The sequence below is a fragment of the Pseudomonas cavernicola genome (assembly GCF_003596405.1).
Classification (GTDB): Bacteria; Pseudomonadota; Gammaproteobacteria; order Pseudomonadales; family Pseudomonadaceae; genus Aquipseudomonas; species Aquipseudomonas cavernicola.
Genome location: NZ_QYUR01000003.1, coordinates 1 through 26,186, shown reverse-complemented (window position 1 = coordinate 26,186; position 26,186 = coordinate 1). Strand labels below are relative to the sequence as shown.

Annotated in this window: 23 protein-coding genes and 4 pseudogenes; 20 read left to right on the top strand and 7 right to left on the bottom strand. The window is 64.0% G+C overall.

Annotation, left to right across the window (positions count from 1 at the left end; genetic code table 11):
- Positions 1-5 precede the first annotated feature (5 nt).
- The 13 genes and pseudogenes from D3879_RS14330 to D3879_RS14265 all read left to right on the top strand — a co-directional run bounded on the left by D3879_RS14330 (position 6) and on the right by D3879_RS14265 (position 13,746).
- A pseudogene (locus D3879_RS14330) lies at positions 6-903 on the top strand (DUF2950 domain-containing protein).
- Positions 904-981: 78 nt separating this feature from the next.
- Positions 982-1,764: pseudogene (locus D3879_RS14325) on the top strand (IS3 family transposase); the annotation flags it as partial.
- Positions 1,765-2,209: 445 nt separating this feature from the next.
- Positions 2,210-2,354: pseudogene (locus D3879_RS27065) on the top strand (OprD family outer membrane porin); the annotation flags it as partial.
- Positions 2,355-3,716: 1,362 nt separating this feature from the next.
- On the top strand, positions 3,717-4,616 hold the full coding sequence (locus D3879_RS14310; protein ID WP_119955000.1) for a VOC family protein: 900 nt from the start codon (positions 3,717-3,719) through the stop codon (positions 4,614-4,616).
- Positions 4,617-4,627: 11 nt separating this feature from the next.
- Positions 4,628-5,509, top strand: a complete 882-nt coding sequence (locus D3879_RS14305; RefSeq protein ID WP_119954999.1) for a CoA transferase subunit A — start codon at positions 4,628-4,630, stop codon at positions 5,507-5,509.
- A gap of 12 nt (positions 5,510-5,521) precedes the next feature.
- On the top strand, positions 5,522-6,325 hold the full coding sequence (locus D3879_RS14300; RefSeq protein WP_119954998.1) for a CoA-transferase subunit beta: 804 nt from the start codon (positions 5,522-5,524) through the stop codon (positions 6,323-6,325).
- Positions 6,326-6,363: 38 nt separating this feature from the next.
- Positions 6,364-7,233 carry an enoyl-CoA hydratase gene (locus D3879_RS14295; RefSeq protein ID WP_119954997.1) on the top strand — a complete coding sequence of 290 codons (870 nt, stop codon included), beginning with the start codon at positions 6,364-6,366 and terminating at the stop codon, positions 7,231-7,233.
- Complete coding sequence (locus tag D3879_RS14290) at positions 7,233-8,300, top strand: NAD(P)H-dependent flavin oxidoreductase (protein WP_119954996.1); 1,068 nt, start codon at positions 7,233-7,235, stop codon at positions 8,298-8,300. Before D3879_RS14295 ends, D3879_RS14290 begins: the two co-directional genes overlap by 1 nt.
- 12 nt (positions 8,301-8,312) lie before the next feature.
- Positions 8,313-9,071 (top strand): enoyl-CoA hydratase family protein, encoded by a 759-nt coding sequence (locus tag D3879_RS14285; protein WP_119954995.1) that lies wholly within the window; start codon positions 8,313-8,315, stop codon positions 9,069-9,071.
- 12 nt (positions 9,072-9,083) lie between these two features.
- Complete coding sequence (locus D3879_RS14280) at positions 9,084-10,250, top strand: acyl-CoA dehydrogenase (protein ID WP_119954994.1); 1,167 nt, start codon at positions 9,084-9,086, stop codon at positions 10,248-10,250.
- Between the two features lie 10 nt (positions 10,251-10,260).
- Positions 10,261-11,316 (top strand): acyl-CoA dehydrogenase family protein, encoded by a 1,056-nt coding sequence (locus tag D3879_RS14275; RefSeq protein WP_119954993.1) that lies wholly within the window; start codon positions 10,261-10,263, stop codon positions 11,314-11,316.
- 155 nt (positions 11,317-11,471) lie between these two features.
- A complete protein-coding gene (locus D3879_RS14270) occupies positions 11,472-12,620 on the top strand; it encodes an acetyl-CoA C-acetyltransferase (RefSeq protein WP_119954992.1) in 1,149 nt (382 codons plus the stop codon).
- Positions 12,621-12,870: 250 nt separating this feature from the next.
- Positions 12,871-13,746: an SDR family oxidoreductase gene (locus tag D3879_RS14265; RefSeq protein WP_119954991.1), complete on the top strand. Its 876-nt coding sequence runs from the start codon at positions 12,871-12,873 to the stop codon at positions 13,744-13,746.
- Between the two features lie 333 nt (positions 13,747-14,079).
- Here D3879_RS14265 and D3879_RS14260 read toward each other — a convergent pair whose 3' ends face one another.
- Positions 14,080-15,753, bottom strand: a complete 1,674-nt coding sequence (locus D3879_RS14260; RefSeq protein WP_119954990.1) for a hypothetical protein — start codon at positions 15,751-15,753, stop codon at positions 14,080-14,082.
- A 593-nt stretch (positions 15,754-16,346) separates the two neighbouring features.
- On the opposite strand from D3879_RS14260, the gene D3879_RS14255 reads away from it, so the two are divergent.
- The 7 genes from D3879_RS14255 to D3879_RS14225 all read left to right on the top strand — a co-directional run bounded on the left by D3879_RS14255 (position 16,347) and on the right by D3879_RS14225 (position 22,369).
- On the top strand, positions 16,347-17,534 hold the full coding sequence (locus tag D3879_RS14255) for an acyl-CoA dehydrogenase family protein (protein ID WP_119954989.1): 1,188 nt from the start codon (positions 16,347-16,349) through the stop codon (positions 17,532-17,534).
- The gene (locus D3879_RS14250; RefSeq protein ID WP_119954988.1) at positions 17,531-18,724 is read left to right on the top strand and encodes an acyl-CoA dehydrogenase family protein; all 1,194 of its coding nucleotides are present in this window, start codon (positions 17,531-17,533) and stop codon (positions 18,722-18,724) included. The genes D3879_RS14255 and D3879_RS14250 overlap by 4 nt, the downstream gene beginning before the upstream one ends.
- A gap of 22 nt (positions 18,725-18,746) precedes the next feature.
- Positions 18,747-19,529, top strand: coding sequence for an SDR family oxidoreductase (locus D3879_RS14245; protein ID WP_119954982.1), 783 nt, complete (start codon positions 18,747-18,749; stop codon positions 19,527-19,529).
- Between the two features lie 2 nt (positions 19,530-19,531).
- Positions 19,532-19,990 (top strand): MaoC family dehydratase, encoded by a 459-nt coding sequence (locus tag D3879_RS14240; protein ID WP_119954983.1) that lies wholly within the window; start codon positions 19,532-19,534, stop codon positions 19,988-19,990.
- Positions 19,991-20,093: 103 nt separating this feature from the next.
- Positions 20,094-21,296: an acetyl-CoA C-acyltransferase gene (locus tag D3879_RS14235; protein ID WP_119954984.1), complete on the top strand. Its 1,203-nt coding sequence runs from the start codon at positions 20,094-20,096 to the stop codon at positions 21,294-21,296.
- A 138-nt stretch (positions 21,297-21,434) separates the two neighbouring features.
- Positions 21,435-21,824 (top strand): steroid Delta-isomerase, encoded by a 390-nt coding sequence (locus D3879_RS14230; protein ID WP_119954985.1) that lies wholly within the window; start codon positions 21,435-21,437, stop codon positions 21,822-21,824.
- Positions 21,821-22,369 (top strand): nuclear transport factor 2 family protein, encoded by a 549-nt coding sequence (locus D3879_RS14225; RefSeq protein ID WP_119954987.1) that lies wholly within the window; start codon positions 21,821-21,823, stop codon positions 22,367-22,369. Before D3879_RS14230 ends, D3879_RS14225 begins: the two co-directional genes overlap by 4 nt.
- Here the strand turns inward: D3879_RS14225 and D3879_RS14220 are convergent.
- From D3879_RS14220 to D3879_RS14195, 6 genes and pseudogenes are all read right to left on the bottom strand, one after another.
- Positions 22,332-22,772, bottom strand: a complete 441-nt coding sequence (locus D3879_RS14220) for a nuclear transport factor 2 family protein (RefSeq protein WP_119954986.1) — start codon at positions 22,770-22,772, stop codon at positions 22,332-22,334. The genes D3879_RS14225 and D3879_RS14220 overlap by 38 nt on opposite strands.
- Positions 22,769-23,158, bottom strand: coding sequence for a steroid Delta-isomerase (locus D3879_RS14215; protein ID WP_119954985.1), 390 nt, complete (start codon positions 23,156-23,158; stop codon positions 22,769-22,771). The genes D3879_RS14220 and D3879_RS14215 overlap by 4 nt, the downstream gene beginning before the upstream one ends.
- 138 nt (positions 23,159-23,296) lie before the next feature.
- The gene (locus D3879_RS14210) at positions 23,297-24,499 is read right to left on the bottom strand and encodes an acetyl-CoA C-acyltransferase (RefSeq protein WP_119954984.1); all 1,203 of its coding nucleotides are present in this window, start codon (positions 24,497-24,499) and stop codon (positions 23,297-23,299) included.
- 103 nt (positions 24,500-24,602) lie between these two features.
- Positions 24,603-25,061, bottom strand: coding sequence for a MaoC family dehydratase (locus D3879_RS14205; RefSeq protein ID WP_119954983.1), 459 nt, complete (start codon positions 25,059-25,061; stop codon positions 24,603-24,605).
- 2 nt (positions 25,062-25,063) lie between these two features.
- Entirely contained in the window at positions 25,064-25,846 is a 783-nt protein-coding gene (locus tag D3879_RS14200; RefSeq protein ID WP_119954982.1) for an SDR family oxidoreductase, read from the bottom strand.
- A 22-nt stretch (positions 25,847-25,868) separates the two neighbouring features.
- Positions 25,869-26,186: pseudogene (locus D3879_RS14195) on the bottom strand (acyl-CoA dehydrogenase family protein); the annotation flags it as partial.

The following is a 26,186-nucleotide window of genomic DNA, read 5'->3' as shown; positions in this document are numbered from 1 at the left end:
TCGCGATGAATGCAGTATTTCGTATTTTTCCAATTGCGCTGCTGGCAACTCTGGCTCAGGGCGCGCCCGCGCAGCAGGCATTTCCCAGTCCGGATGCTGCCGCCGAGGCCCTGGTCGCCGCACTCGGCACTAAACAGGCCGATGCCGATCGCCTTGCGGCCTTGCTCGGCGCCGACTGGCGCACGTATATCCCGACCGAGGGCGTTGACCGCGATGACGTCGATGCCTTTTTGGCCCACTACCGGGAGAAGCACGTGATCCAGTCTGACACGCAAGCAAGCGCATCTGGTGGTCGGCACCGACCCCTGGACGCTGCCGCTGCCAATCGTGAAGGGCAAGGACGGTTGGGCCTTCAACGCCAAGGCCGGAAGTGAGGAGATCCGCAAGCGCCGCATCGGTCGCAACGAGCTGGCCACCGTGCAGTCGGCGTTGGCTTACTACGATGCGCAGATGGACTACGCCGACCGCGACGGCGACGGCGCGCCTGAGTACGCGCAGAAATTCATCAGCAGCGACGGCAAGTACGATGGCTTGTACTGGGCCGAGGAGCCCGGTATCGAGGAAAGCCCGCTGGGGCCGTTGTTCGGCGACGCCAAGCCCGACGAAGCCGAGCCCGGTAGCGACTGGCATGGCTACCACTACCATATTCTCGATGCACAGGGTCCATCGGCACCGGGCGGCGCTTACAACTACAAACTCGGTGACAACATGAGCCGTGGCTTCGCCCTGATCGCGTGGCCAGCAAAGTACGGCGACAGCGGCGTGATGAGCTTTATGATCAGTCACGAAGGCGAGGTGTTCGAGAAGGACCAGGGCCCGGACAGCGCGGAGCTGGCGAAGGCCATGCCTCGCTTCGATCCGGACAGCAGTTGGAGCGAGGTCAAGGAGCAGCCGACGCCTTGAGCACGCTCGGGCGCCCGTGAATCAGTACCAATGTAGCTCCGCAGATCAACGATGTACTCGTCTGAAAAGTGATCGACAGTGCATGCCAGCGGTTACTACGCCTGGCTGGCAGAGCCGAAGTCAGCGCGAGCAAAGGATGACCAGCGGCTGCTCGGCCTGATTAAACACTCCAGGCTGGAGAGCGGCGGCGTCTATGGTTACCGCAAAATCCATGACGACCTGCGTGAGATCGGTGAACCCCGTGGCAGAAATCCGGTTGCCCGGCTTATGCGCCTGGAAGGGCTGCGTTCGTAGACGGGTTATCGGCGTCGCCCTGGCCGTCATGGTGGCAAGCCTCCAGTGGCTTCACCGAATCGTTTGGAGCGCCGCTTCAACGTCACGGAGCCCAACAAGGTCTGGGTCACGGACATTACCTACATCCGAACCTATGAAGGCTGGTTGTATTTGGCGGTGGTGCTCGACCTGTTCTCACGCCAGGTCATCGGCTGGTCAATGAAGCCGCAGATGACTAGCGACCTGGCGATTGATGCACTGTTAATGGCGGTCTGGCGCCGTAAGCCGAAGCAGGAAGTGATGATCCACTCAGACCAGGGCAGCCAGTTCAGCAGCTCCGATTGGCAGAGCTTCCTGAAAGCCAACAACTTGATCGGCAGCATGAGTTGACGCGGTAACTGCCATGACAACGCGGTGGCGGAGAGCTTCTTCCAGCTACTGAAGCGGGAACGGATCAAGCGGAAAATCTACAGCACTCGGCAGGATGCCCGCAGTGATGTGTTTGATTACATCGAGATGTTCTACAACCCGAAACGCTGGCATGTCTTCAACAACCAGCTGTCACCGGTAGAGTTTGAAAAGCGCTATTTCGGCGATGCCGCGCACCCGATGACTCAGTACCTGGCACAAGGCGCCTGCATGGCCCTGGAAGACGCCGTGACCTTGGGTGAAGCGATCAAGGTCAGCGGCAACGATCTCGCCGCAGCCTTCCGCCTCTACGAGTCGATCCGTATTCCGCGCACTGCGCGAGTGCTCTGGTCGGCCCGCGAAATGGGCCGCCTCTACCACGCCAAGGGCGTTGAGCGTCAGGTTCGTAATCAGCTCTGGGTCGGCCGCACTCAGGAACAGTTTTATGACGCCATGCAGTGGCTGTACGGCTGGGACGTCAAGAACTGCCTGAACCCGCTCGGCCAGCAGTAGGCCGAAGCGCCCCGAAGCGGCCGCACCAGTCCGCTCTGGGGCATCCCCCAAGTGGATGCACATCCCGAGCCGCCGCGTGCATCCGCCCCGGCGCAGCCTTCGCCCCACCACATTCATCAAGGGCCACAACGTCAACACCGGGCTCGACTACGAAGGCCTGGACTGGGAGCGCGACCTGGATATCGGCTACGTCATCCAGAGCGGCCCGCAGAAGAACGTCGGGGCGTATGCGCAACGTGACTGCCCGCTCCAACTACCCGCGCAAACCTGCTGCCTTGTCCAGCAGTTCAGTAGAGTCATCAGATGCTGAACGGGACACTCGCCTGGCAATTGAAAAGTTAAGCGCCAAGGATAAGGTCGGTGTCGCTGGTGAACGTCTTGCAGCTATTGGCGGTGCTACTGCGGGTGTAGCTGCGGCAGGGTCTCTTGCGGGGGCTGCCGGCGCAACTACGATTCTTAGTTCGAGTACGCTCGCCAGTGTTTTTGGCGGGGTGTTCTTGACGACGACACCTGTTGAGTGGGTGATTGGCTCGGCATTGCTTGCCGGGGCTGCAGGTTATGGCATCGCGAAGATAATTCGCTCCGGCAGTGAGCAGGATCAAGTTCGCGGTGAAGTCATTCAGCGCCTGACCAGCCGTCTTGCAACCATTCAGGCAGAAACGATAGCTCCTGATTGCAAGGCTGAGGCAAACAATAAAAGGAAGGGGCGAGTTGCCCAAGACGGGCAAGGAGGGGAATTATGGCTGCGTGACTTTTGCGTGACTCTCTCACACACTTATCAGCATCTCTGGGCATCAAGTTGCAGCGAGCGCCCGAGATAGACCGCGTGGTTATTGAGCCTGCACACTTACTGCGTGCATGGGGTGCGAGGGGTAGAGTGTTCGAATCACTCCGTCCCGACCATATTTTTCAATGACTTAGCCCGGTTCGGCAACGACCGGGCTTTGTTGTTTCTGGGATTTGGCGTTTCTGGTAGTGAATTGAGAATGGCTTGGCTGGCGCAGCAATTTTGGGTTACCCGTGCTGGCCAAATTGGCTTGGTGCTTCCAGGATGTGATCGGTTGTAATTTTTCTTTCTGGCAGCTAGATCATCAGAGGTTGCACCCCGGCCGTCATCTATTCAACACAAAGCCCCGTAACTCGGCAATGCTGTTCACTTAGGCAACGTGCGCCTGGGCTCCCCTCTCCCGTTTACGGGAGAGGGGCTGGGGGAGAGGGTAAATAGCGGGCAAAAGTGAATTCATTTGGCATGCACCCCTCTCCCTAACCCTCTCCCCAGAGGGGCGAGGGGATAGAAGGCGAAGACGCATGCTTAAGTGAACAGCATTGCCGTAACTCGGGGCTTTGTTGTTTTTGTGGCTTCCCGAACGCCTTTCTGTGTCATCCGTGCTCTGGTAAGCCTCAGGCGCAATCCAAGTTGACCTGCCCTGAGCTCCCGGATCGCGCCTGGAGCTTATTCGGGGTGCGGTAGTAAATCCCTGCCCCTGGCCGGCCTTTCCCGCTAGTCCCAACGGACGATGTTGCTCTCCCGCTAAGGCGCTTAAATCGCTCTCCATAGGGCCTCCCCGGCATTTGCTTCGTGGGTGGGCCAAGGCCTGTCAGGAATGAGGAGAGCGCCCATGGATATCCGTGGTCTGGGTTATGTCACCGTCTTATCCACCGATCTGAACCGCTGGCGCGAATACGGCACGCAGGTGCTGGGCATGATGGCCGCTGCCGGCCCGCTTGAGGATGCGGTGCTCTACCTGAAGATGGATGAGCGCCACTACCGCATTCTGGTGGAGCAGGGCGAGCAGGACGGCTACGGTGCCAGCGGTTGGGAGGTGGCCGGCAAGGCCGCCTTCGAGCAGGCGATCGCCGAGCTGGAGCAGGCCGATGTGCCGGTGCAGCGCGGTAGCGCGGCGCAAGCTCGCGTGCGCAAGGTGCAGGAGTTGGCCTGCTTCAGCGACCCGGATGGCAACCGCCACGAGCTGTTTTGGGGCCCGCTGCAAGACTTCGCCCGCTTTGTCTCGCCGGTCGGCGTCAAGGGGTTCGTCACCAATGAGCTGGGCATGGGTCATGTGGTGTTGCCGGCGCCGAGCTTCGAGCGCTGCCGCGACTTCTATGAGCGGGTTCTGGGCTTTGGCCTGTCCGATCTGATGAAGGTGCGCTTCACCCCGGACCCGGCAGAGCCGGAGAAGCGCATCCACTTCATGCACTGCAATAACGGCCGCCACCATTCCCTGGCGATCTTCGAATGCCCGATGCCCCACGGCTGCGTGCACATGATGCTCGAGGTCAATGCCCTCGACGAGGTCGGCCGCGCGCTGGACCGCATGCAGGCGCACGGGGTCAAGCTGTCCGCCACCCTCGGCCAGCACACTAACGACCAGATGGTCTCCTTCTATATGAAGACTCCGTCCGGCTTCGACTTGGAGTATGGCTACGACGGCCTGGTGGTGGACTGGAACCAGCACACGCCATTCGAGAGCACCGTGGTCAGCCACTGGGGCCATGACTTCAGCGTTGGTCGCCAGTGAGGATGTCGAGCATGGATAAGCGTTTGACCACGGCCGAGATAGTCGGCCAGTTACGCGACGGCATGACGATCGGGATCGGTGGGTGGGGCCCGCGGCGCAAGCCGATGGCGCTGGTGCGCGAGATCCTCCGTTCCGATCTCAAGGACCTTACGGTGGTCGCCTACGGCGGTGCCGATGTCGGCATGCTCTGCGCGGCCGGCAAGCTCAAGAAGCTGGTGTTCGCCTTCGTTTCGCTGGACTTCATTCCGCTCGAACCTTACTTCCGCAAGGCTCGCCAGGACGGCGCCATCGAGGTGATGGAAATCGACGAGGGCATGCTGCTGCTGGGGCTGAAGGCTGCAGCCATGCGGGTACCCTTTATCCCCACCGCGGTGGGCCTGGGCACCGATGTGCTGACCCACAATCCGGAGCTGAAGCTGATTGCCTCGCCCTATGCCGATGGCAAGGACTGGGTCGCCATGCCGGCGCTCAAGCTGGACGCAGCGCTGGTGCATGTCGACCGCGCGGACCAGCGCGGCGTTTGCCAGATCAGCGGGCCGGACCACTACATGGACGACCTGTTCGTCCGCGCTGCGGAGCGGGCCTATGTCAGCTGCGACGAGTTGGTTGACAGCAGCTATTTCCACAGCAACCCGGAGCAGGCGCGCCAGGTGTTCTGGGAGCGCAACCAGACCAGCGCCGTGGTGCATGTGCCGGGCGGTGCCCACCCCAGCTCCTGCGCGCCGCTGTATGGCTTCGATATCGCGCATTTCAAGGCCTACAACGCCTCGGCCCAGGAGCCGGGTGGCTGGCAGGCCTATGTCGAGCAGTACCTGAACGGCACGGAAGAGCAGTACCGGGAAAAGGTCGGCGGCTTGGCTGCCATCCGCAAGCTACCCCTGCCGGTTTTCTAAGCGAGGCTCGACATGACTACTAATGCAATGACTTACAGCCTGGCTGAACTCTTGATCTGCGCCGCCTCAGAGGCCTGGCGTGATGACGGCGAGGTACTGGCCACGGGCATCGGCGTGATCCCGCGTCTGGCCGCGTCCCTGAGTATGCTCAGCTCCAACCCCGAGCTGCTGATGACCGACTCGGAGGCTTTTATGGTCGCCGAGCCGGTGCCGCTCGGTGCGCGTAACGGCTACAAACCGAAGTTCGACAGCTGGATGGGCTTTTCGCGCATCTTCGACAACGTTTGGGGCGGCAAGCGCCATGCCCTGGTCGGCCCGACCCAGATCGACCGCTTCGGTCAGGCCAACATCTCCTGCATCGGCGACTATGCCAAACCCAAGGCGCAGATGCTCGGCGTGCGCGGCTTTCCCGGCAACTCCATCAGCCATGCCAACTCCTTCCTAGTGCCTAGCCACAACCGCCGGGTGTTCGTCGAGGGTGAGGTCGATGTGGTCGCCTCGGTCGGCTACAACCCGGCGCGTCTGGCCCGCGGCTGGTCGCTGGAGGAGATCGACATCCGCCTGATCGTCACCGACCTCTGCGTGCTGGATTTCCAGGGCCCGCAGCGGCAGATGCGGATCCGCTCGCTGCACCCGGGCGTAACTGTGGCCGAGGTACAGGACAACACCAGCTTCGCCCTGCATATCGCGAACGCGATTCCGACCACCGCAGCGCCGAGCGTGGAGCAACTGATGCTGATCCAGCAGTTGGATCCGCACAACCTGCGCGCCAACCAACTGAAAGACAACCCGCCGGGTGAGCGCAGCCCGCGCTGACGGCCACAAGAAGTCCCGCCTTGCCGGAGAAGCAGTCAATGAGCGAGCAGAACGATCAAGAGGTCGAGGTGGTGCTCTACGAGGTGCGCGGCGCTATCGCCCTCGTCACCATGAACCGCCCCGAGTACCACAACGCGCAGAACTCGCGGATGACCTATGCGCTGGACGCCGCCTTCCGCCGCGCCTGCGACGACGACGCGGTGAAGGTCATAGTGCTACGCGGCGCCGGCAAGCACTTCTCCGCCGGCCACGACATCGGCACCCCAGGGCGCGATGTGAACCAGAGCTTCGAGCGCGCCAGCCTCTGGTACGACCACGTCAACAAACCCGGCGGCGAGTTTCTCTACGCCCGTGAGCAGGAGGTCTACCTCGGTATGTGCCGGCGCTGGCGCGAGATGCCCAAGCCGACCATCGCCATGGTCCAGGGCGCCTGCATCGCCGGCGGCCTGATGCTGGCCTGGGTCTGCGACCTGATAGTCGCCTCGGATGATTCCTACTACGCCGATCCGGTGGTGCGCATGGGCATTCCAGGGGTGGAGTACTTCGCCCATGTGCACGAGCTGAACCCGCGCATCGCCAAGGAGTTCCTCTTCCTCGGCGAGCGCATGTCGGCCGAACGCGCCTACCAGATGGGCATGCTCAACAAGGTGGTGCCGCGCGACGTGCTGGAGGACGTGACGCTGGACGTCGCCGGGCGCATCGCGCAAATGCCGCGCCTCGGCCTGCAACTGAGCAAGCAGGCGGTGAATAACGCCGAGGACCTGATGGGCAAGCGCGCCACCATGGACATGGTGTTCGGCCTGCACCACTTCGCCCACGTGCACAACGAGCTGACTTCCGGCGACAAGCTTGGCGGCTATGACGCCAAGGCCATGGCCAGCTCACAACGCAAAGCGACGGAGGCGTGATGATGGTCTCCCTGAATACCCGCCTGACCGAACTGCTCGGCTGCCGCTACCCGATCATCCAGACTGCCATGGGCTGGGTCGCCGACCCTAAATTGGTGGCGGCCACCGGCAATGCCGGCGGCTTCGGCTTCCTCGCCGGTGCCACCATCGAACCCGAGCGGATGGAGGCGGCGATTGTCGAAACCCGGCGCCTGACCGATAAGCCGTTCGGCGTGAACTTCCACATGTATCAGCCCAACGCCGGCGAAATCGTCGAGCTGGTGTTGCGTCATAAGGTCAAGGCGGTCAGCTACAGCCGCTCGCCGGGCAAGCAGATGATTGCCCGCCTGAAGGACGCCGGAGTGGTCTGCATTCCCACCGTCGGTGCCCTGAAGCACGCGCTGAAGGCGGTCGAGATGGGCGCCGACGCGGTCACCGTGCAAGGCGGCGAGGGCGGCGGGCATACCGGCTCGGTACCCACCTCGCTGCTGCTGGCGCAGGTAGTGGACGCGGTTTCGGTGCCGGTAGTCGCCGCTGGCGGCTTCAAGGATGGGCGCGGGCTGGTCTCGGCCCTGGCCTATGGCGCCGAAGGCATTGCCATGGGCACGCGCTTTCTGATGAGCGCCGACAGCCCGGTGCCGCACGCCACGCTGGCGCGCTATCTGGCGGTGCGCGACCCGGCGGCGATCATCGTCAGCCGCGCCATCGACGGCATGCCGCAACGGATGATCCGCAACGAACTGCTCAACCAGCTGGAGCAGTCGGGTGGCCTGCAGCGCCTGCTGCTGGCGCTGAAGAGCGGCTTGGCCTACCGCAAGCACAGCGGCATGAGCCTGACCCAGCTGCTCGGCAGCGCACTGAAGATGCGCGGCGCCGGCGAGCTGACGGCGGCCCAGACCATCATGGCCGCCAATGCGCCGATGGTGATCCAGAAGGCCATGGTCGAGGGCCTGCCGGCCCAAGGCGTGCTGCCCGCCGGGCAAATTGCCGCAAGCATAGACAGCCTGCCGAGCTGCGAAGAATTGATTGGCCAGATAGTCCGGGAAGCCGAAGCGCGCCTGGCCGAGCTGTGCCGCCGAGCATCCTGAAAGGACAACCTAATGAACAAACCCTTTAGCGTCAGCATCGACACCGGCATCGCCGAGCTGGTGTTCGACCGGCCACCGGTGAACGCCTTCAACTGCCAGGGCTGGGCGGATATCGCCAGCGAAATCGAAGCCCTCGGCCGCGACGCCGCCGTGCGGGTGATCGTCATCCGCGCCGAGGGCCGCGGCTTCTGCGCCGGGGTGGATATCAAGGAACTGGCCGCCGACGGCAACCTGATAGTCGCGGTGAACAAGGGCAACTACGACAGCTTCAAGGCCATCCACCGCAATCCCAAGCCGGTGATAGTCGCGGTGCATGGCTTCGTCCTCGGCGGCGGCATCGGCCTCTGCGGCGCGGCGGACATTCTGGTCGCCTCCGACTGCGCACGCTTCGGCGTGCCCGAGGTGGACCGCGGTGCGATGGGCGGTGGTGCGCACCTGCAGCGCCTGTTCCCGGTGCAGAAGGTGCGCCACATGTACTTCACCGGCGAGATGATCGACGCCGCCGAGGCCTACCGCCTGGGCGCAGTGGAGCGGGTGGTCAAGCGCGAAGACCTGCGCGAGGCGGCACTGCAGATCGCTCGTCAGATCGCTGCCAAGAGCCCGGCGATGATCGCTCTGGCCAAGGAGGCGCTGAACGGCATCGAAGACGGCAACCTGGAAGACAAATACCGCTGGGAGCAGGGCTTCACCCTCGAAGCCTACCGCTCGCTGGACTCTCAAGAGGCGCGCGATTCCTTCGTGGAAAAACGCAGTGCCCACTTCAACGGCTAGGAAGACCACTCCATGGAACTGACCTATACACCGGGCCAGCAGGCCTTCCGCGCCGAGGTGCGCGCCTGGCTGGCGGCCAACGTACCGAGCGAGCCGCTGCTGTCCTTCGACACCGAAGCCGGCTTCGGCCAGCACCGCGCCTGGGAGGCCAAGCTCAATGAGGGCCGCTGGGGCATGGTGACCTGGCCGACCGAGCTGGGCGGGCGCGGCTGCGATCTGATCGAGTGGCTGATTTTCGAGGAAGAGTATTACCGCGCCGGGGCTCCGGCACGGGTCAACCAGAACGGCATCTTCCTGCTCGGCCCGACCCTGATGGAGTTCGGCAGTGAGGAGCAGAAGGCGCGCTTCCTGCCGCGCATGGCCACCGGCGAAGACATCTGGGCCCAGGGCTGGTCGGAGCCGGGCGCCGGTTCCGACATGGCGGCGATCCGCGCCAAGGCCGAGCGGGTCGGCGACAAGTACATCATCAACGGCCAGAAGACCTGGTCGACCCGCGCGGTCTGGGCTGACTGGCTGTTCGGCATCTTCCGTACCGATCCGCAGTCCAGCCGCCATAACGGTCTGACTTTTATTTTGCTGCCGCTGGACAGCCCGGGCATCACGGTGCGGCCGATCCCGCAGCTCAATGGCTTGCCGGGTTTCGCCGAAATCTTCTTCGACGACGTCGAGGTGCCGGTGCAGAACGTGCTCGGCGGCGAAGGCATGGGCTGGCATGTGGCGATGTCCACCGCCGGTTTCGAGCGCGGCCTGATGCTGCGCTCGCCGGCGCGCTTCCAGGAAAGCGCCCGCCGTCTGGTGGAGCTGTACCTGGCCAACCGCGAGGAGGCCGACCGCGACCCGGCCATCGGCGAGGCGGTGATGCGCGCCTACCTGGATGCCGAGGCCTACACGCTGGCCACCTATATGACCGCCTCGAGCCTGGTGCAGGGCGGCAAGATCGGCCCGGAGTCCTCGACCAACAAGATCTTCTGGTCCGAGCTGGACCAGCGCATACACGAGACCGCCATGAGCATTCTCGGTGTGCGCGCCGAACTGCTGCCGGGGGCGCCTGACGCAGGCGAGGTCGGTCACTGGCTGGACGGTTTCCTGTTCGCCCAGGCCGGGCCGATCTACGCCGGTACCAACGAGATTCAGCGCAACATCATTGCCGAACGCATGCTTGGCATGCCCCGCGCTTGAGGACCAGACGATGGACTTTAGCTTTAGCCAGGATCAACTGCTGTTTCAGGCCAACGTCAGGAGCTTCCTGACTAACGAGGTCACCCCGGAGCGCATCCGCGAACTCTGGCAAACCGACAGCGGCCGCAGCGACGAGCTCTGGGCGCAATTGGTCGAACTGGGCCTGACCGCCCTGAGCGTGCCGGAAGCCTTCGGCGGCTTGGGTCTGAACGAGCTGGACTTCGTCCTGCTGGCCCAGGAGTGCGGCTATGCCGGCCTGCCGGAACCGCTAGTGGACAGCATGTTGGTCGGCGTGCCGCTGCTCACCGCCTTGGACGATACGCATCTGGCTCTCAAGAGCGAGTGGCTGACGCGGGTGGCCGAGGGCCGAGCGCGCTTGGCGGTGGGCCAGCCGGGCAATCAACTGGTGGCCGACGCTCAGGTCGCCGACCTGTTGTTGCTGGCCCACGGCGACGAAGTGCACGCCGTGCCGCGTTCGGTGGTGAGCCTGACCCGTAACGAGTCGGTCGACCCCAGCCGGCAGCTGTTTCGTGTCGACTGGACGCCGAGTGCCGCCACCTGCGTCGCCGAAGCCGAGCAGGGCCGGATGCTGTGGGCTGCGACCTTCAATCGCGGTGCTCTGGGCACGGCTGCCCAGTTGCTGGGCCTGGCCAAGCGCATGGTCGATCTGGCGGTGGACTACAGCTTCGAGCGCAAGCAGTTCGGCAAGCCGGTCGGCTCCTTCCAGGCGGTCAAGCACCTGATGGCCAACGTCGCGGTGCAGATCGAGTTCGCCAAGGGGCCGCTGTACCGCGCCGCCTACGCGGTCGCCCACAGTCTGCCGGGGCAGGATGTGCAGGTATCCCACGCCAAGCTGGTTTGCGCCGAGGCCGCGCTGTTGGCGGCGAAGAACGCCATCCAGACCCATGGCGCCATGGGCTACACCTGGGAGGTCGACCTGCAACTGTTTATGAAACGCGCCTGGGCCCTGGACAAGGTCTGGGGCGACCGCGGCCAGCACAAGGCGCGGATTCGGGCGGCGTTGTTCGACGGGGATATCAGCCTGGGTGCCGGCCAGACCTTCTAACCCTCTCCCCCGGCCCCTCTCCCATGAATGGGCGAGGGGAGACAAGCGGTCTGTGCGGAATGTTATGAAGGCACGGACAGCCCCCTCTCCCGTTTTACGGGAGAGGGCTGGGGAGAGGGGCATCGCCTTCAACCATCTTCAACCGAGGTATCCAAATGCCCGAAGCCTACATAGTCGACGCCGTCCGTACCCCTACCGGTCGGCGCAAGGGTGGCCTGAGCCACATCCACGCCGCCGACCTGGGTGCGCACGTGCTGCGCGCACTGGTCGAGCGCAACGGCATTCCCGATCACGAGTACGATGACGTGATCTTCGGTTGCGTCGACACCATCGGTCCGCTGGCCGGCGACATCGCCCGTACCAGCTGGCTGGCTGCCGGGTTGTCGCAGGAGGTGCCGGGCACCACCATCGACCGCCAGTGCGGTTCCTCGCAGCAGGCCGTGCATTTCGCCGCGCAGGCGGTGATGAGCGGTACCCAGGATGTAGTGATCGCCGGTGGCGTGCAGACCATGACGCAGATCCCGATCTCTTCGGCGATGACCGCTGCCGAGCCGCTAGGCTTTACCGATCCTTTCACCGGCTCGGAAGGCTGGGTACAGCGGTACGGCAAGCAGCCGCCGACCCAGTTCCGCTCGGCGCAGATGATCGCCGAGAAGTGGGGGCTGTCCCGTGCCGAGCTGGAAGCCTATGCCTTGGAGTCCCACAACCGCGCCCTGCGCGCCATCGAGGAGGGCCGCTTCGCCCGCGAAATCGTCCCGCTGGCCGGCGTGCAGCATGACGAAACCCCGCGCCGGACCAGCCTCGAGAAGATGGCCGAGCTGGACTTCCTGTTCGGCTGCGACCGGGTTACCGCGGCAGTCTCCAGCCAGACCTGCGACGCCGCCAGCGCTATGTTGATCGTCTCGGAGGCGGCACTGAAGCGCTACGGCCTGACCCCGCGGGCGCGCATCCAACACCTCAGCGTGCGCGCCGAAGACCCGGTCTGGATGCTTACCGCGCCGATTCCGGCCACCGCCTACGCACTCAAACGCGCCGGCATGAGCCTGGATCAGATCGACCGGGTGGAGATCAACGAAGCCTTCGCCTCGGTGGCCATGGCCTGGCTGAAAGAGACCGGCTATCCGCACGAGCAGACCAACGTCAACGGCGGCGCCATCGCCCTCGGCCATCCGCTCGGCGCCACCGGTACTCGCCTGATGACCAGCTTGCTGCACGAGCTGGAACGCAGTGGCGGCCGCTACGGCCTGCAGACCATGTGCGAAGGCGGCGGGCAGGCCAACGTGACCATCATCGAACGGCTTTGAAGCGCGGTAGGGTGGGCTTCAGCCCACCAGCGGTCGTGAACGGTGGGCCAAGGCCCACCCTACGGTTCTTTGGATTCCCGCCTCCGCGGGAATGACGTGGTGCAGGGAAACTCTCCGCCACCACCGTCGTCCTCGCGCAGGCGGGGACCCAATAAACAAGCCCCGCTTTGCTCCCCTCTCCCTTTCTTTTATGAAGCAAGGGAGGGGGGATTAACGAACCATGCAACCCCTGAATTCCCGGAGAACAACAATGGCAATTTGCAAAGACCGTGTAGTGATCATCACCGGCGCCGGCGGCGGGCTGGGCAAGGCTTATGCGCTGGCCTTCGCCGCCGAAGGCGCGAAGGTGCTGGTCAACGATATCAACCTCGAAGCGGCGCAAGTCGTGGTCGCTGAAATCCACGCGCAAGGCGGCGAGGCAGTTGCCAACAGCAACGACATCACCCGCTACGATGACGCCGCGCTGATAGTGCGCCAGGCCGTCGAGAGCTTCGGCGATCTGCACGTGCTGGTGAACAACGCCGGCATCTGCCGCGACCGCATGTTCGCCAGCCTGACTGAAGCGGACTGGGACGCGGTGATGTCGGTGCACCTCAAGGGTCATTTCTGCATCGCCAGCCATGCTGTCCAGTACTGGCGCGAGCAGGCCAAGGGCGGCGCCCAGGTCCGCGCGCGGATCATCAACACCAGCTCCGGCGCCGGCTTGCAAGGTTCCATCGGCCAGTCCAACTACGCCGCCGCCAAGGGTGGCATCGCCGCCCTGACCCTGGTGCAGGCTGCCGAGCTGGGCCGTTACGGCATCACCGCCAACGCCCTGGCCCCGGCCGCCCGCACCGGCATGACCGAGCAGGTGTTCGCCGAGGTGATGAAGAAGCCGGAAGAGGGCTTCGACTACTTCGCCCCGGAAAACGTCGCGCCGCTGCTGGTCTGGCTCGGCTCGGAAGAGTCGCAGGCGGTCAGTGGGCGGATGTTCGAGGTCGAGGGCGGCAAGCTGTCGATCGCCGATGGCTGGCGCAAAGGCCCGGAGCTGGACAAGGGCGGTCGTTGGTTGGCGGCCGAGGTCGGCGCGGCGGTGGAGCAACTGATGACCCAGGCCGTGCCGGCGCAGAAGGTGTATGGCAGCTAAGCCCCGGCCCCTGTAGGCGCTACTCGTACCGTTTCGCGGATAAATCCGCTTCCACAAAAGCAGCCAGCGCGAAGTTAAGCGGGGTGTAGGAGCGGATTTATCCGCGATGCTTTTTCTACTGGGTGCGATCCCATCGCGGATAAAACCGCTCCTATAGTTGGACGGCGGGTGAAACCCGCGCGGTATTTTGATCGTTCCCACGCTCTGCGTGGGAACGCATCTCTTGACGCTCCAGCGTCCACCTGTTGATTTGCGTCGCAGAGCGTCGCGGGCTGGGGCTCCCACGCTGGAGCGTGGGAGCCATCAGTCGTCTCGATGCACCGCAGATGGGCATCACTTGCAGCAGCCATCTCCAACCCGGCAAAAACAGGACGCACTGATCTCCACATCGGCCCGGGCCATAGCCAGATCGAGGCGGGTCTGCACGGCCGTCGCTTCCGCGTGCTTGCCAAGTCGGTGCAGACACTCCACATACCCGTGCAGACTCCACACATTGTCCGGATGCTGGGACGCCCGACTGAGCGTATTGTCCAGCCCCAGATCGGCCCGATAAACTTGCGCTGCTTCTTCTACCCGGTCCTGCTCCAGAAGCAGCGCACCCAACGCATGCCGGGCCGGCTGCATCCAGCCCCACGGCTCGTCATAGGGCAGGCCGTCGTCCAGTTTCACCGCCTGGCGCAGATGGGCAAAGGCGCTGTCGTGTTTGCCCTTGCGATACTCGATTTCCCCCCGCAACATGGCGGCGGCAATCGCCAGAATATCCGTGCATTTGTTGTTGAAGATGTACCGCGTCTCCGGCACCCGGGCGAACGCGTCAAGGAAGCGTTGTTGCTCTGCTTCTGCGGCTGCTATCTGCGCCCCAGCCGCGTGCGCCACCCCTTTGGCGTAATGGAGCATCGCCGTCGTCACACTGTACAGCTCCGGGTCGTCGGGCAGGGGTTCGGCAAGAATCTCCTGCCACCTGCCAAACCGTACCTGCACGTGCACCTTCATCGCTACAAAGCCTTCCACCCAGTCGGCCATAGGCGGCTGCGTCACGCGCAGCAGTTCTTCCGGAATGGTCGCGATCAGTTCATTGGCTGCTTCCAGGGCCGGGCGGTACTGACCGAGAAACATCGCCGAATAGAGCTTGAAGTGATAATTGTGACTTCTGTAGAGGGTGTAGAAGTTGAGTGGCCCTTCCCGTTCTAGATATTTTCGGTCGGCCAGGATCGCCTTGCTATTGGTAACCATCCCCGCATAGTAATGGCCGCAGAGCACGTCAATATGCGACGGCATGTGGCGCAAATGTCCCGCATCCGGCACCAGATCGCGCAGGGCATCGCAGGCCCGCAACGCCCGTTCCGGGTGGGGCGACATCTCCATGGTATGAACATACATGTGCAGCACGCCCGGGTGCGGCGCATCCCCGCGTTCGTCCATCAGCCGCAGCGTCTGTTCCAGCACGGCCACCGCCTCAAGCGTATCCGCGCCCTGCGCCGGTGCGCCGCTGTTGAGGTCCCATAACTGCCAGGGCGTGCGGTTGATCATCGCCTCGGCAAACAGCGCGCTGACATCAAGATCGTCGGGAAAGGCGGCGTAGACACCCCGCATTGACGCCGAGTAGGCATCGTTCCAGGTGCAGAGCTCGGCATGGCTCACCACCTGATCCGACTGGTAGCGTTGCTCCAGTGCCCGGATTAGCGCCTGCTCCACTGGCGTTGCACCGTCCATACGCGCCAGCGCAGCTTCCGTCGCCCGGCGCGCATCGGCCACGGCCTCCTTCAATTCCTCCTCTGCAAATGCCTCCCACTTCTTGTTGTAGTTCGAACCGGAGGCATACGCGATGCCCCAATAGGCCATCGCGCAACCTTTATCGTGTTCGGCTGCCTTGCGGAAACAATGTATGGACTCTTCGTGGTTGTAGCCGTAGCACCATAGCAAACCACGATCGAACCAGACCTGAGCCTCCGACGAGTTCGTCGTCACCGGCCGGCTGTATGTACCCAAATCGTAATAGTCACGCATCGATTTCTCCTCCCTCCAAGAGAATAGAACTTGGAAAGACGCCTCGTAGGTGCGGCAGGGCTCCATGGCCTGGAGTGTAGCGGTCTAATTTCCCGGACACCTCGATAGGTGGAAAACCCACCCATTGAGGAGTTTCTTGGGAGCCATAAATGAATCGCCCTGTGTTTCGCAGACACTACTGACTTTCTGCTCCTGGCCGATTTCTGCCTGCCACATAGGCAGGCCTATCTCATTGCGCAGTCCACCCGGCACATTGCCCTAACGGGCGAGTACGCCCTGCGTTTCGGGCCCGATCTCAGTGACGCTTAGCCGTCAACCGCAAACTCCCCCCAGCCGTCACGCCAAGCCGCGCTTATCGACGGCGATGGAGTGGTCGCCTTGGGTGAGGTCGCGGAGGGCGGTGTGGATGGTGGCGCCGTGCGGGTTGGGAAGGGGACTCGGTGAGTACTTGGCCGACCAGGGGCAGGACGCTCCGGCATCGGCCATTCGGACTAGGCAGCGGTAACGATTCCGCAATTACCCTGAGCCTCCAGACTCTCTCGCGATGGGGGCGTAGCCGTATTCGCCCCGCCAGACGAGCAGAAGGCGCACCTATGGAATTTGCGTTCAGCGACGAGCAGGAAATGATTCGCGCGTCCGCCGAGAGCTTTCTCGCGGATGTGTCTGATTCCGCAGCGGTGCGGGCGGCGATGGCCAGTGAGCATGGCTATAACCGCGAACTCTGGCAGCGCCTATGTGGCGAGATGTACTGGCCGGCGATCCATATCCCCGAGGAGTACGGCGGCCTGGGCCTGGGCTATGTCGAGCTGGCAATACTCCTGGAACAGATGGGCCGACGCCTGCTTTGTTCGCCGTTCTTTGCCACCGCCTGCCTGGCCACCCCGGCGCTGCTGCTGGCCGGCAGCGAGCGGCAGAAAGCCGACTGGCTGCCACGCATCGCCGAGGGCAGCATCACCGGCACCTTGGCTTTCACCAGCGCCAACCGTTGGGATGCCGAGACGGTGCAGGCCACTGCACTCGCGGAAGGCGAGGGCTTCGTGCTCAATGGCACCCTTAATTACGTGCTCGATGGACACAGCGCCGACCTGCTGATCGTCGCCGCCAGAACCCCTGGCTCGACGGGCGAGGCGGGAGTCAGTTTGTTCGCCCTGGCGGCCGACAGTGTTGGCATCGAGCGCCACGCGCTGCCGACCATGGACCAGACCCGTCGACAGGCGCGGTTGCAACTGAACAATGTGTATCTCGGTGCCGATTGCCTGATGGGCGAGCTTGGTACGGCCTGGCCGCAACTCGAACGCATCCTTCAACTGGCTTGCATCGGCCTGGCCGCCGAGCAGACCGGTGGCGCTCAACAGGTTCTCGACCTGAGCGTCGCCTACATGCAGGAACGCCAGCAGTTCGGCCGTCCCATCGCCAGCTTCCAGGCACTCAAGCACCGCGCGGCAGACATGATGCTGCAAGTCGAGTGCGCGCGTTCGGCGGCTTATTACGCCGCCTGCGTGGCGCAGGAGCTGCTCGATCCGGCGGGCGACGCGCAGGTCACGACCGAACTGCCGCTGGCGGCGGCGTTGGCCAAGGCGCAGTGCTCCGAGGCGTTCTTCCACTGCGCGGCGGAGTCGATCCAGCTGCACGGCGGCGTCGGTTTCACCTGGGAATACGACCCGCACCTCTACTTCAAACGCGCTCGCGCCACTGAAAGCTTTCTCGGCGCGCCAGCGTTGCACCGCGAGCGGATCGCCGTCGCGCTGCTGGATGAACAGCCACTGGGGGAGCAGCCATGAAGATCAGTTTCAGCACGGAAGACGAGTGCTTCCGCCAGGAAGTCGCCGGCTGGCTGGCGGACCACCTCTGTGGGGAATTCGAGCCGCTGCGCTTTCGCGGCGGGCCGGGCGACGAACACATGTTCCCTGAAGAGCGCAAAGCCTGGGAGCGCACGCTCGCCGCGGGCGGCTGGACCTGCGTGGGCTGGGCGCCGGAGCACGGCGGGCGCGGCCTGTCGATCAGCCAGCAGGTGATCTTTCACGAGGAATACGCCCGCGCCGGTGGGCCGGGGCGCATGGGGCATATCGGTGAGGGCCTGGCCGGACCGACCATCGCCGCCTTCGGCAACGCGGAGCAACAGCGCAAATTTCTACCGGGCATCGTCAACGGCAGCGAGTTCTGGTGCCAGGGTTATTCCGAGCCGGGCGCCGGTTCCGACCTGGCCAACGTCAAGACCCGCGCGGTGCTGGATCAGGCTAGCGGCACATGGCGGATCAATGGGCAGAAGGTCTGGACCTCGCTGGCCCACGAGTCCGACTGGTGCTTCGTGATCGCCCGCACCGAGCCGGGCAGCGTCGGTCATCACGGCCTGTCGTTCCTCCTGGTTCCGATGGCGCAGACGAATATCACGGTACGACCGATCGAGCAGCTCACTGGTACTTCGGAATTCAACGAGGTGTTCTTCGATGATGCCGAAACCGACGCGAGCAACATCGTCGGTTTGCCCGGCGAGGGTTGGAAGATCGCCATGGCGTTGCTCGGCTTCGAGCGTGGCGTGTCGACCCTCGGCCAGCAGATGCAGTTCCAGAATGAGCTGAACGAGATCATCGCCATCGCCAAGGCCAATGGCGCTGCTCGTGATCCAATCTTGCGTCAGCGTTTGGCCGACGCCTGGGGCGGGCTGCGGATCATGCGCTACAACTCGCTGCGCATGCTCTCCGGCGCCCAGGATGGGGCGCTGCGCAAGGACGCGATGATCTACAAGCTGTTCTGGTCCAGCTGGCACGCCAACCTCGGCAAGCTGGCGATGGACGTGCTCGGCGCCGAGGCCGAGCTGATCGAGGCGGCGCCTTACCAGCTCAACCGCCTGCAGTCGCTGTACCTGTTCACTCGCTCCGACACGATCTACGGCGGCAGCAACGAAATCCAACGCAACATCATTGCCGAACGCGCCCTGGGGATGCCGAAAGAGCCCCGCGTTCGCGCCTGAATCTGGCCTGAGGAATCTGAAAATGCTCAATCCGACCTACGTGCCCGGGCACCAGTTGCTGCACGGCAAGTCCGTTCTGATCACCGCCGCCGCTGGCGTCGGCATCGGTTTTTCCGCCGCGCTGCGGGCCGCCGAGGAAGGCTGCCGGGCGCTGATGATCAGCGATATCCATGAAGGCCGGCTGCAGGAGGCCGCGTTGAAGATCCGCGAGAAAACCGGGCTCGACCAGGTTTTCACCCAGGTCTGCAACGTCACCGATGAACAGCAGGTGCAGGCGCTGGTCGCCGCCGCCGAACGCGACCTGGGTGGGGTCGATGTGCTGATCAACAACGCCGGCCTCGGTGGCTCGCGGCTGCTGGTGGAGATGCCGGACGAGGAGTGGCAGCGCGTGCTGGACGTGACCCTCACCGGCACCATGCGCATGACCCGCGCCATGCTGCCAAAGATGATCGAGCGCCAGGCCGGGGCCATCGTCAACAACGCCTCGGTGCTCGGCTGGCGCGCGCAGAAAGAGCAATCGCACTACGCCGCGGCCAAGGCCGGGGTGATGGCGCTGACCCGTTGCGCCGCAGTCGAGGCCGCCGAGCATGGCATCCGCATCAACGCGGTGAGCCCGAGCATTGCCCTGCATGACTTCCTGCGCAAGTCCGCACCGCAAGCCGTATTGGAAAAGCTCGCCGCGAACGAGGCCTTTGGCCGCGCCGCAGAAGTCTGGGAAGTGGCCAACGTGATGATGTTCCTGGCCAGTGATTACAGCTCCTACATGACCGGTGAAGTCTTGTCGGTCTCTAGCCAGAGGGCCTGAGCATGTGCCGAGTATTCGAAACGCCGTTCGCCCTGCACGAGGCGGTTGGCCAGACGCTGGGTGTCAGCGACTGGCTGCAGGTGGAACAGGAGCGCATCGACCTGTTCGCCGAGGCGACAGGTGATCACCAGTGGATTCACGTCGATCCCGAGAAAGCCGCCCAGGGCCCGTTTGGCACCTGCATCGCCCACGGCTACCTGAGCCTGTCGCTGGTCAACCTGTTCCTGCCGCAGATCGTCGAGGTTCGCGGGATTTCCATGGGGGTGAACTACGGCTGCGACCGCCTGCGCTTCCCCAATGTGCTCAAGGTCGGCGCCCGCGTGCGCGGCAGCGCCGAGCTGGTGGGGGTCGAGGAGATCAAGGGCGGCGTGCAGGCTTGCATTCGCGTCAGCGTCGAGATCGAGGGCGAATCGCGCCCGGCCTGTGTGGTGGACACCATCAGCCGCTATTACCCCGAGTAGGGAATACCGAACCCGTAGGGTGGGCTTTAGCCCACCAGGGGCATTGTTCGGTGGGCTGAAGCCCACCCTACGAATACGCCCTGCCTAATCCGAGGAAAAAGACATGAAAGAAGCCGTAATCGTCTCCACCGCCCGCACGCCGATTGGCAAGGCCTTTCGTGGCGCCTTCAACGACACCGAGGCGCCCGTGCTGGGCGGCCATGTGGTGCGTGAGGCCGTACGCCGCGCCGGTATCGAGCCGGGCGAAGTGGACGACGTGCTGATCGGCGCCGCAGCGCAGCAAGGTACCCAGTCCTATAACCTCGGCCGGCTCTGTGCGATTGCCGGCGGTTTGCCCTCGACGGTGGCCGGCATGGCCTTGGAGCGTCAGTGCGCTTCCGGCCTGATGAGCATCGCCACCGCGGCCAAGGGCATCATTTGCGACGAAATCGACATCGCCGTGGCGGGCGGGCTGGAGTCCATCTCCCTGGTGCAGAACAAGCACAAGAACCTCTACCGCAACCAGTCCAATGCGGTGCTTGAACTCGATCCGACGGCCTATATCCCGATGATCGAGACCGCCGAGATAGTCGCCGCGCGCTATGGCATTTCGCGCGAGGAACAAGACGAGTACAGCTACCACAGCCAGATGCGCACTGCCCTGGCGCAAAGCGCTGGGTTGTTCGATCTCGAACTGGCACCGCTGACCAGCCGGCAGGCGCTTTTCGACAAGGCCAGCGGCGAGACCCGTTACGAGGCTGTGACCTTGCAGCGCGACGAGTGCAACCGCGCGAGCACCACCCGCGAGAGCCTGGCGGCGCTGGAACCTGTGTGGCAGGGCGGGCAGTGGACGCAGGCGGGCCGCTTCATCACCGCCGGCAACGCCTCGCAGTTGTCCGACGGCGCCTCGGCCTCGGTGCTGATGAGCGCCAAGCTGGCCGAGCAGAAGGGCCTGGAGCCGCTGGGTATCTATCGCGGCCTGGCCGTGGCCGGCTGCAACGCCGACGAGATGGGCATAGGCCCGGTTTATGCGATCCCCAAACTGCTCAAGCGCCATGGCCTGAAGATGGATCATATCGGCCTCTGGGAACTCAACGAAGCCTTTGCCTGCCAGGTGCTCTATTGCCGCGACACCTTGGGCATCCCCGATGAACGACTGAACGTCAACGGCGGCGCCATTTCCATCGGCCACCCGTTCGGCATGTCCGGCGCACGCATGGTTGGCCATGCCCTGATCGAGGGTAAACGCCGCGGCCTGCGCTATGTGGTGGTGAGCATGTGCATCGGTGGCGGCATGGGCGCCGCGGCCTTGTTCGAGGTGGCGTAGAGCGGACATGGCGGAGCCTTGTCCGCAGGGGCGAGGCTGCGCTGACTAGTCGCACGTCGGGTTAATTCGTTGTCACAGTTGCCACGCTGGGTTTCGCCAAAAACGGCTCTACCCAGCCTACGCCCTGAAGGAGGATTCATGATCACGCCTGAACAAGTGCAGCAATGCATGGCGCGCTATGTCGAACTGGTGGATGCCGGTGATATCGATGGCATAGTCGCGCTCTACGCGGCGGATGCGGTGGTGGAAGACCCGGTCGGCAAGGCGCCGATCAGCGGCATAGCCGCGATCGCGACCTTTTACCGTGAGGGCCTCGGCAAGACCAAAGCCTCCGCCAGCCTGACCGGCCCGGTGCGGGCCACGGTGAATGGCTGCGGCGCCATGCCGTTTCGCGTCGATCTGAACTGGGGCGGACAGCTGTGCTCGATCCAGGTGATCGACGTGATGGAGTTCAACGCCGACGGCAAGATCCGTTCGATGAAAGCCTACTGGAGCGATGCCAACCTGGAACTGCGAGGTGAGGCATGAGCCTGGAGCAGCGCATCGTCCGGCTGGAGGCGCTGGAGGCGATCCGCCAACTGAAGCACCGCTACCTGAATGCCTGCGACCTGAAGCAGGTAGACAGCATCCGCGACTGCTTCGCCGAAGGCGAGGTGCTAATCGACTATGGCCCGCTGGGGACCTTTCGCGAGCGCGAGAGCTTCGTCGCGCTGTACCGGGAACTGGCCTGCCATGACTCGGTGATCGACCTGCATCACGGCGCCAATCCGGAGATCGAGCTGCTGTCGGCGACCGAGGCGTCGGCGCGGTGGGCGCTTTGGTATTTCAATATCGACGCCAACAGCGGCGCCACCCGCCAGCTCGGTGGTTTTTACCAGGATCGCTATCGGCTGACAGGGAGCGGCTGGAAGATAGTCGAGACGCGCTTTAGCGCCCATTCACAGACCAGCGGCCAGTGCTGGCAGCTTCTGGGCTCGCGAATCAGCCGTTACCCGGATCGCGAGCAGAGCTCGCTCCTACAAAAGCCAGAACCCTTTAGCCAGCACTGCCGCTGGTCTGTGAATGGGCGCTAAAGCGCGTCTCGACTATCTTCCAGCCGCTCCCTGTCAGCCGATAGCGATCCTGGTAAAAACCACCGAGCTGGCGGGTGGCGCCGCTGTTGGCGTCGATATTGAAATACCAAAGCGCCCACCGCGCCGACGCCTCGGTCGCCGACAGCAGCTCGATCTCCGGATTGGCGCCGTGATGCAGGTCGATCACCGAGTCATGGCAGGCCAGTTCCCGGTACAGCGCGACGAAGCTCTCGCGCTCGCGAAAGGTCCCCAGCGGGCCATAGTCGATTAGCACCTCGCCTTCGGCGAAGCAGTCGCGGATGCTGTCTACCTGCTTCAGGTCGCAGGCATTCAGGTAGCGGTGCTTCAGTTGGCGGATCGCCTCCAGCGCCTCCAGCCGGACGATGCGCTGCTCCAGGCTCATGCCTCACCTCGCAGTTCCAGGTTGGCATCGCTCCAGTAGGCTTTCATCGAACGGATCTTGCCGTCGGCGTTGAACTCCATCACGTCGATCACCTGGATCGAGCACAGCTGTCCGCCCCAGTTCAGATCGACGCGAAACGGCATGGCGCCGCAGCCATTCACCGTGGCCCGCACCGGGCCGGTCAGGCTGGCGGAGGCTTTGGTCTTGCCGAGGCCCTCACGGTAAAAGGTCGCGATCGCGGCTATGCCGCTGATCGGCGCCTTGCCGACCGGGTCTTCCACCACCGCATCCGCCGCGTAGAGCGCGACTATGCCATCGATATCACCGGCATCCACCAGTTCGACATAGCGCGCCATGCATTGCTGCACTTGTTCAGGCGTGATCATGAATCCTCCTTCAGGGCGTAGGCTGGGTAGAGCCGTTTTTGGCGAAACCCAGCGTGGCAACTGTGACAACGAATTAACCCGACGTGCGACTAGTCAGCGCAGCCTCGCCCCTGCGGACAAGGCTCCGCCATGTCCGCTCTACGCCACCTCGAACAAGGCCGCGGCGCCCATGCCGCCACCGATGCACATGCTCACCACCACATAGCGCAGGCCGCGGCGTTTACCCTCGATCAGGGCATGGCCAACCATGCGTGCGCCGGACATGCCGAACGGGTGGCCGATGGAAATGGCGCCGCCGTTGACGTTCAGTCGTTCATCGGGGATGCCCAAGGTGTCGCGGCAATAGAGCACCTGGCAGGCAAAGGCTTCGTTGAGTTCCCAGAGGCCGATATGATCCATCTTCAGGCCATGGCGCTTGAGCAGTTTGGGGATCGCATAAACCGGGCCTATGCCCATCTCGTCGGCGTTGCAGCCGGCCACGGCCAGGCCGCGATAGATACCCAGCGGCTCCAGGCCCTTCTGCTCGGCCAGCTTGGCGCTCATCAGCACCGAGGCCGAGGCGCCGTCGGACAACTGCGAGGCGTTGCCGGCGGTGATGAAGCGGCCCGCCTGCGTCCACTGCCCGCCCTGCCACACAGGTTCCAGCGCCGCCAGGCTCTCGCGGGTGGTGCTCGCGCGGTTGCACTCGTCGCGCTGCAAGGTCACAGCCTCGTAACGGGTCTCGCCGCTGGCCTTGTCGAAAAGCGCCTGCCGGCTGGTCAGCGGTGCCAGTTCGAGATCGAACAACCCAGCGCTTTGCGCCAGGGCAGTGCGCATCTGGCTGTGGTAGCTGTACTCGTCTTGTTCCTCGCGCGAAATGCCATAGCGCGCGGCGACTATCTCGGCGGTCTCGATCATCGGGATATAGGCCGTCGGATCGAGTTCAAGCACCGCATTGGACTGGTTGCGGTAGAGGTTCTTGTGCTTGTTCTGCACCAGGGAGATGGACTCCAGCCCGCCCGCCACGGCGATGTCGATTTCGTCGCAAATGATGCCCTTGGCCGCGGTGGCGATGCTCATCAGGCCGGAAGCGCACTGACGCTCCAAGGCCATGCCGGCCACCGTCGAGGGCAAACCGCCGGCAATCGCACAGAGCCGGCCGAGGTTATAGGACTGGGTACCTTGCTGCGCTGCGGCGCCGATCAGCACGTCGTCCACTTCGCCCGGCTCGATACCGGCGCGGCGTACGGCCTCACGCACCACATGGCCGCCCAGCACGGGCGCCTCGGTGTCGTTGAAGGCGCCACGAAAGGCCTTGCCAATCGGCGTGCGGGCGGTGGAGACGATTACGGCTTCTTTCATGTCTTTTTCCTCGGATTAGGCAGGGCGTATTCGTAGGGTGGGCTTCAGCCCACCGAACAATGCCCCTGGTGGGCTAAAGCCCACCCTACGGGTTCGGTATTCCCTACTCGGGGTAATAGCGGCTGATGGTGTCCACCACACAGGCCGGGCGCGATTCGCCCTCGATCTCGACGCTGACGCGAATGCAAGCCTGCACGCCGCCCTTGATCTCCTCGACCCCCACCAGCTCGGCGCTGCCGCGCACGCGGGCGCCGACCTTGAGCACATTGGGGAAGCGCAGGCGGTCGCAGCCGTAGTTCACCCCCATGGAAATCCCGCGAACCTCGACGATCTGCGGCAGGAACAGGTTGACCAGCGACAGGCTCAGGTAGCCGTGGGCGATGCAGGTGCCAAACGGGCCCTGGGCGGCTTTCTCGGGATCGACGTGAATCCACTGGTGATCACCTGTCGCCTCGGCGAACAGGTCGATGCGCTCCTGTTCCACCTGCAGCCAGTCGCTGACACCCAGCGTCTGGCCAACCGCCTCGTGCAGGGCGAACGGCGTTTCGAATACTCGGCACATGCTCAGGCCCTCTGGCTAGAGACCGACAAGACTTCACCGGTCATGTAGGAGCTGTAATCACTGGCCAGGAACATCATCACGTTGGCCACTTCCCAGACTTCTGCGGCGCGGCCAAAGGCCTCGTTCGCGGCGAGCTTTTCCAATACGGCTTGCGGTGCGGACTTGCGCAGGAAGTCATGCAGGGCAATGCTCGGGCTCACCGCGTTGATGCGGATGCCATGCTCGGCGGCCTCGACTGCGGCGCAACGGGTCAGCGCCATCACCCCGGCCTTGGCCGCGGCGTAGTGCGATTGCTCTTTCTGCGCGCGCCAGCCGAGCACCGAGGCGTTGTTGACGATGGCCCCGGCCTGGCGCTCGATCATCTTTGGCAGCATGGCGCGGGTCATGCGCATGGTGCCGGTGAGGGTCACGTCCAGCACGCGCTGCCACTCCTCGTCCGGCATCTCCACCAGCAGCCGCGAGCCACCGAGGCCGGCGTTGTTGATCAGCACATCGACCCCACCCAGGTCGCGTTCGGCGGCGGCGACCAGCGCCTGCACCTGCTGTTCATCGGTGACGTTGCAGACCTGGGTGAAAACCTGGTCGAGCCCGGTTTTCTCGCGGATCTTCAACGCGGCCTCCTGCAGCCGGCCTTCATGGATATCGCTGATCATCAGCGCCCGGCAGCCTTCCTCGGCGGCCCGCAGCGCGGCGGAAAAACCGATGCCGACGCCAGCGGCGGCGGTGATCAGAACGGACTTGCCGTGCAGCAACTGGTGCCCGGGCACGTAGGTCGGATTGAGCATTTTCAGATTCCTCAGGCCAGATTCAGGCGCGAACGCGGGGCTCTTTCGGCATCCCCAGGGCGCGTTCGGCAATGATGTTGCGTTGGATTTCGTTGCTGCCGCCGTAGATCGTGTCGGAGCGAGTGAACAGGTACAGCGACTGCAGGCGGTTGAGCTGGTAAGGCGCCGCCTCGATCAGCTCGGCCTCGGCGCCGAGCACGTCCATCGCCAGCTTGCCGAGGTTGGCGTGCCAGCTGGACCAGAACAGCTTTGTAGATCATCGCGTCCTTGCGCAGCGCCCATCCTGGGCGCCGGAGAGCATGCGCAGCGAGTTGTAGCGCATGATCCGCAGCCCGCCCCA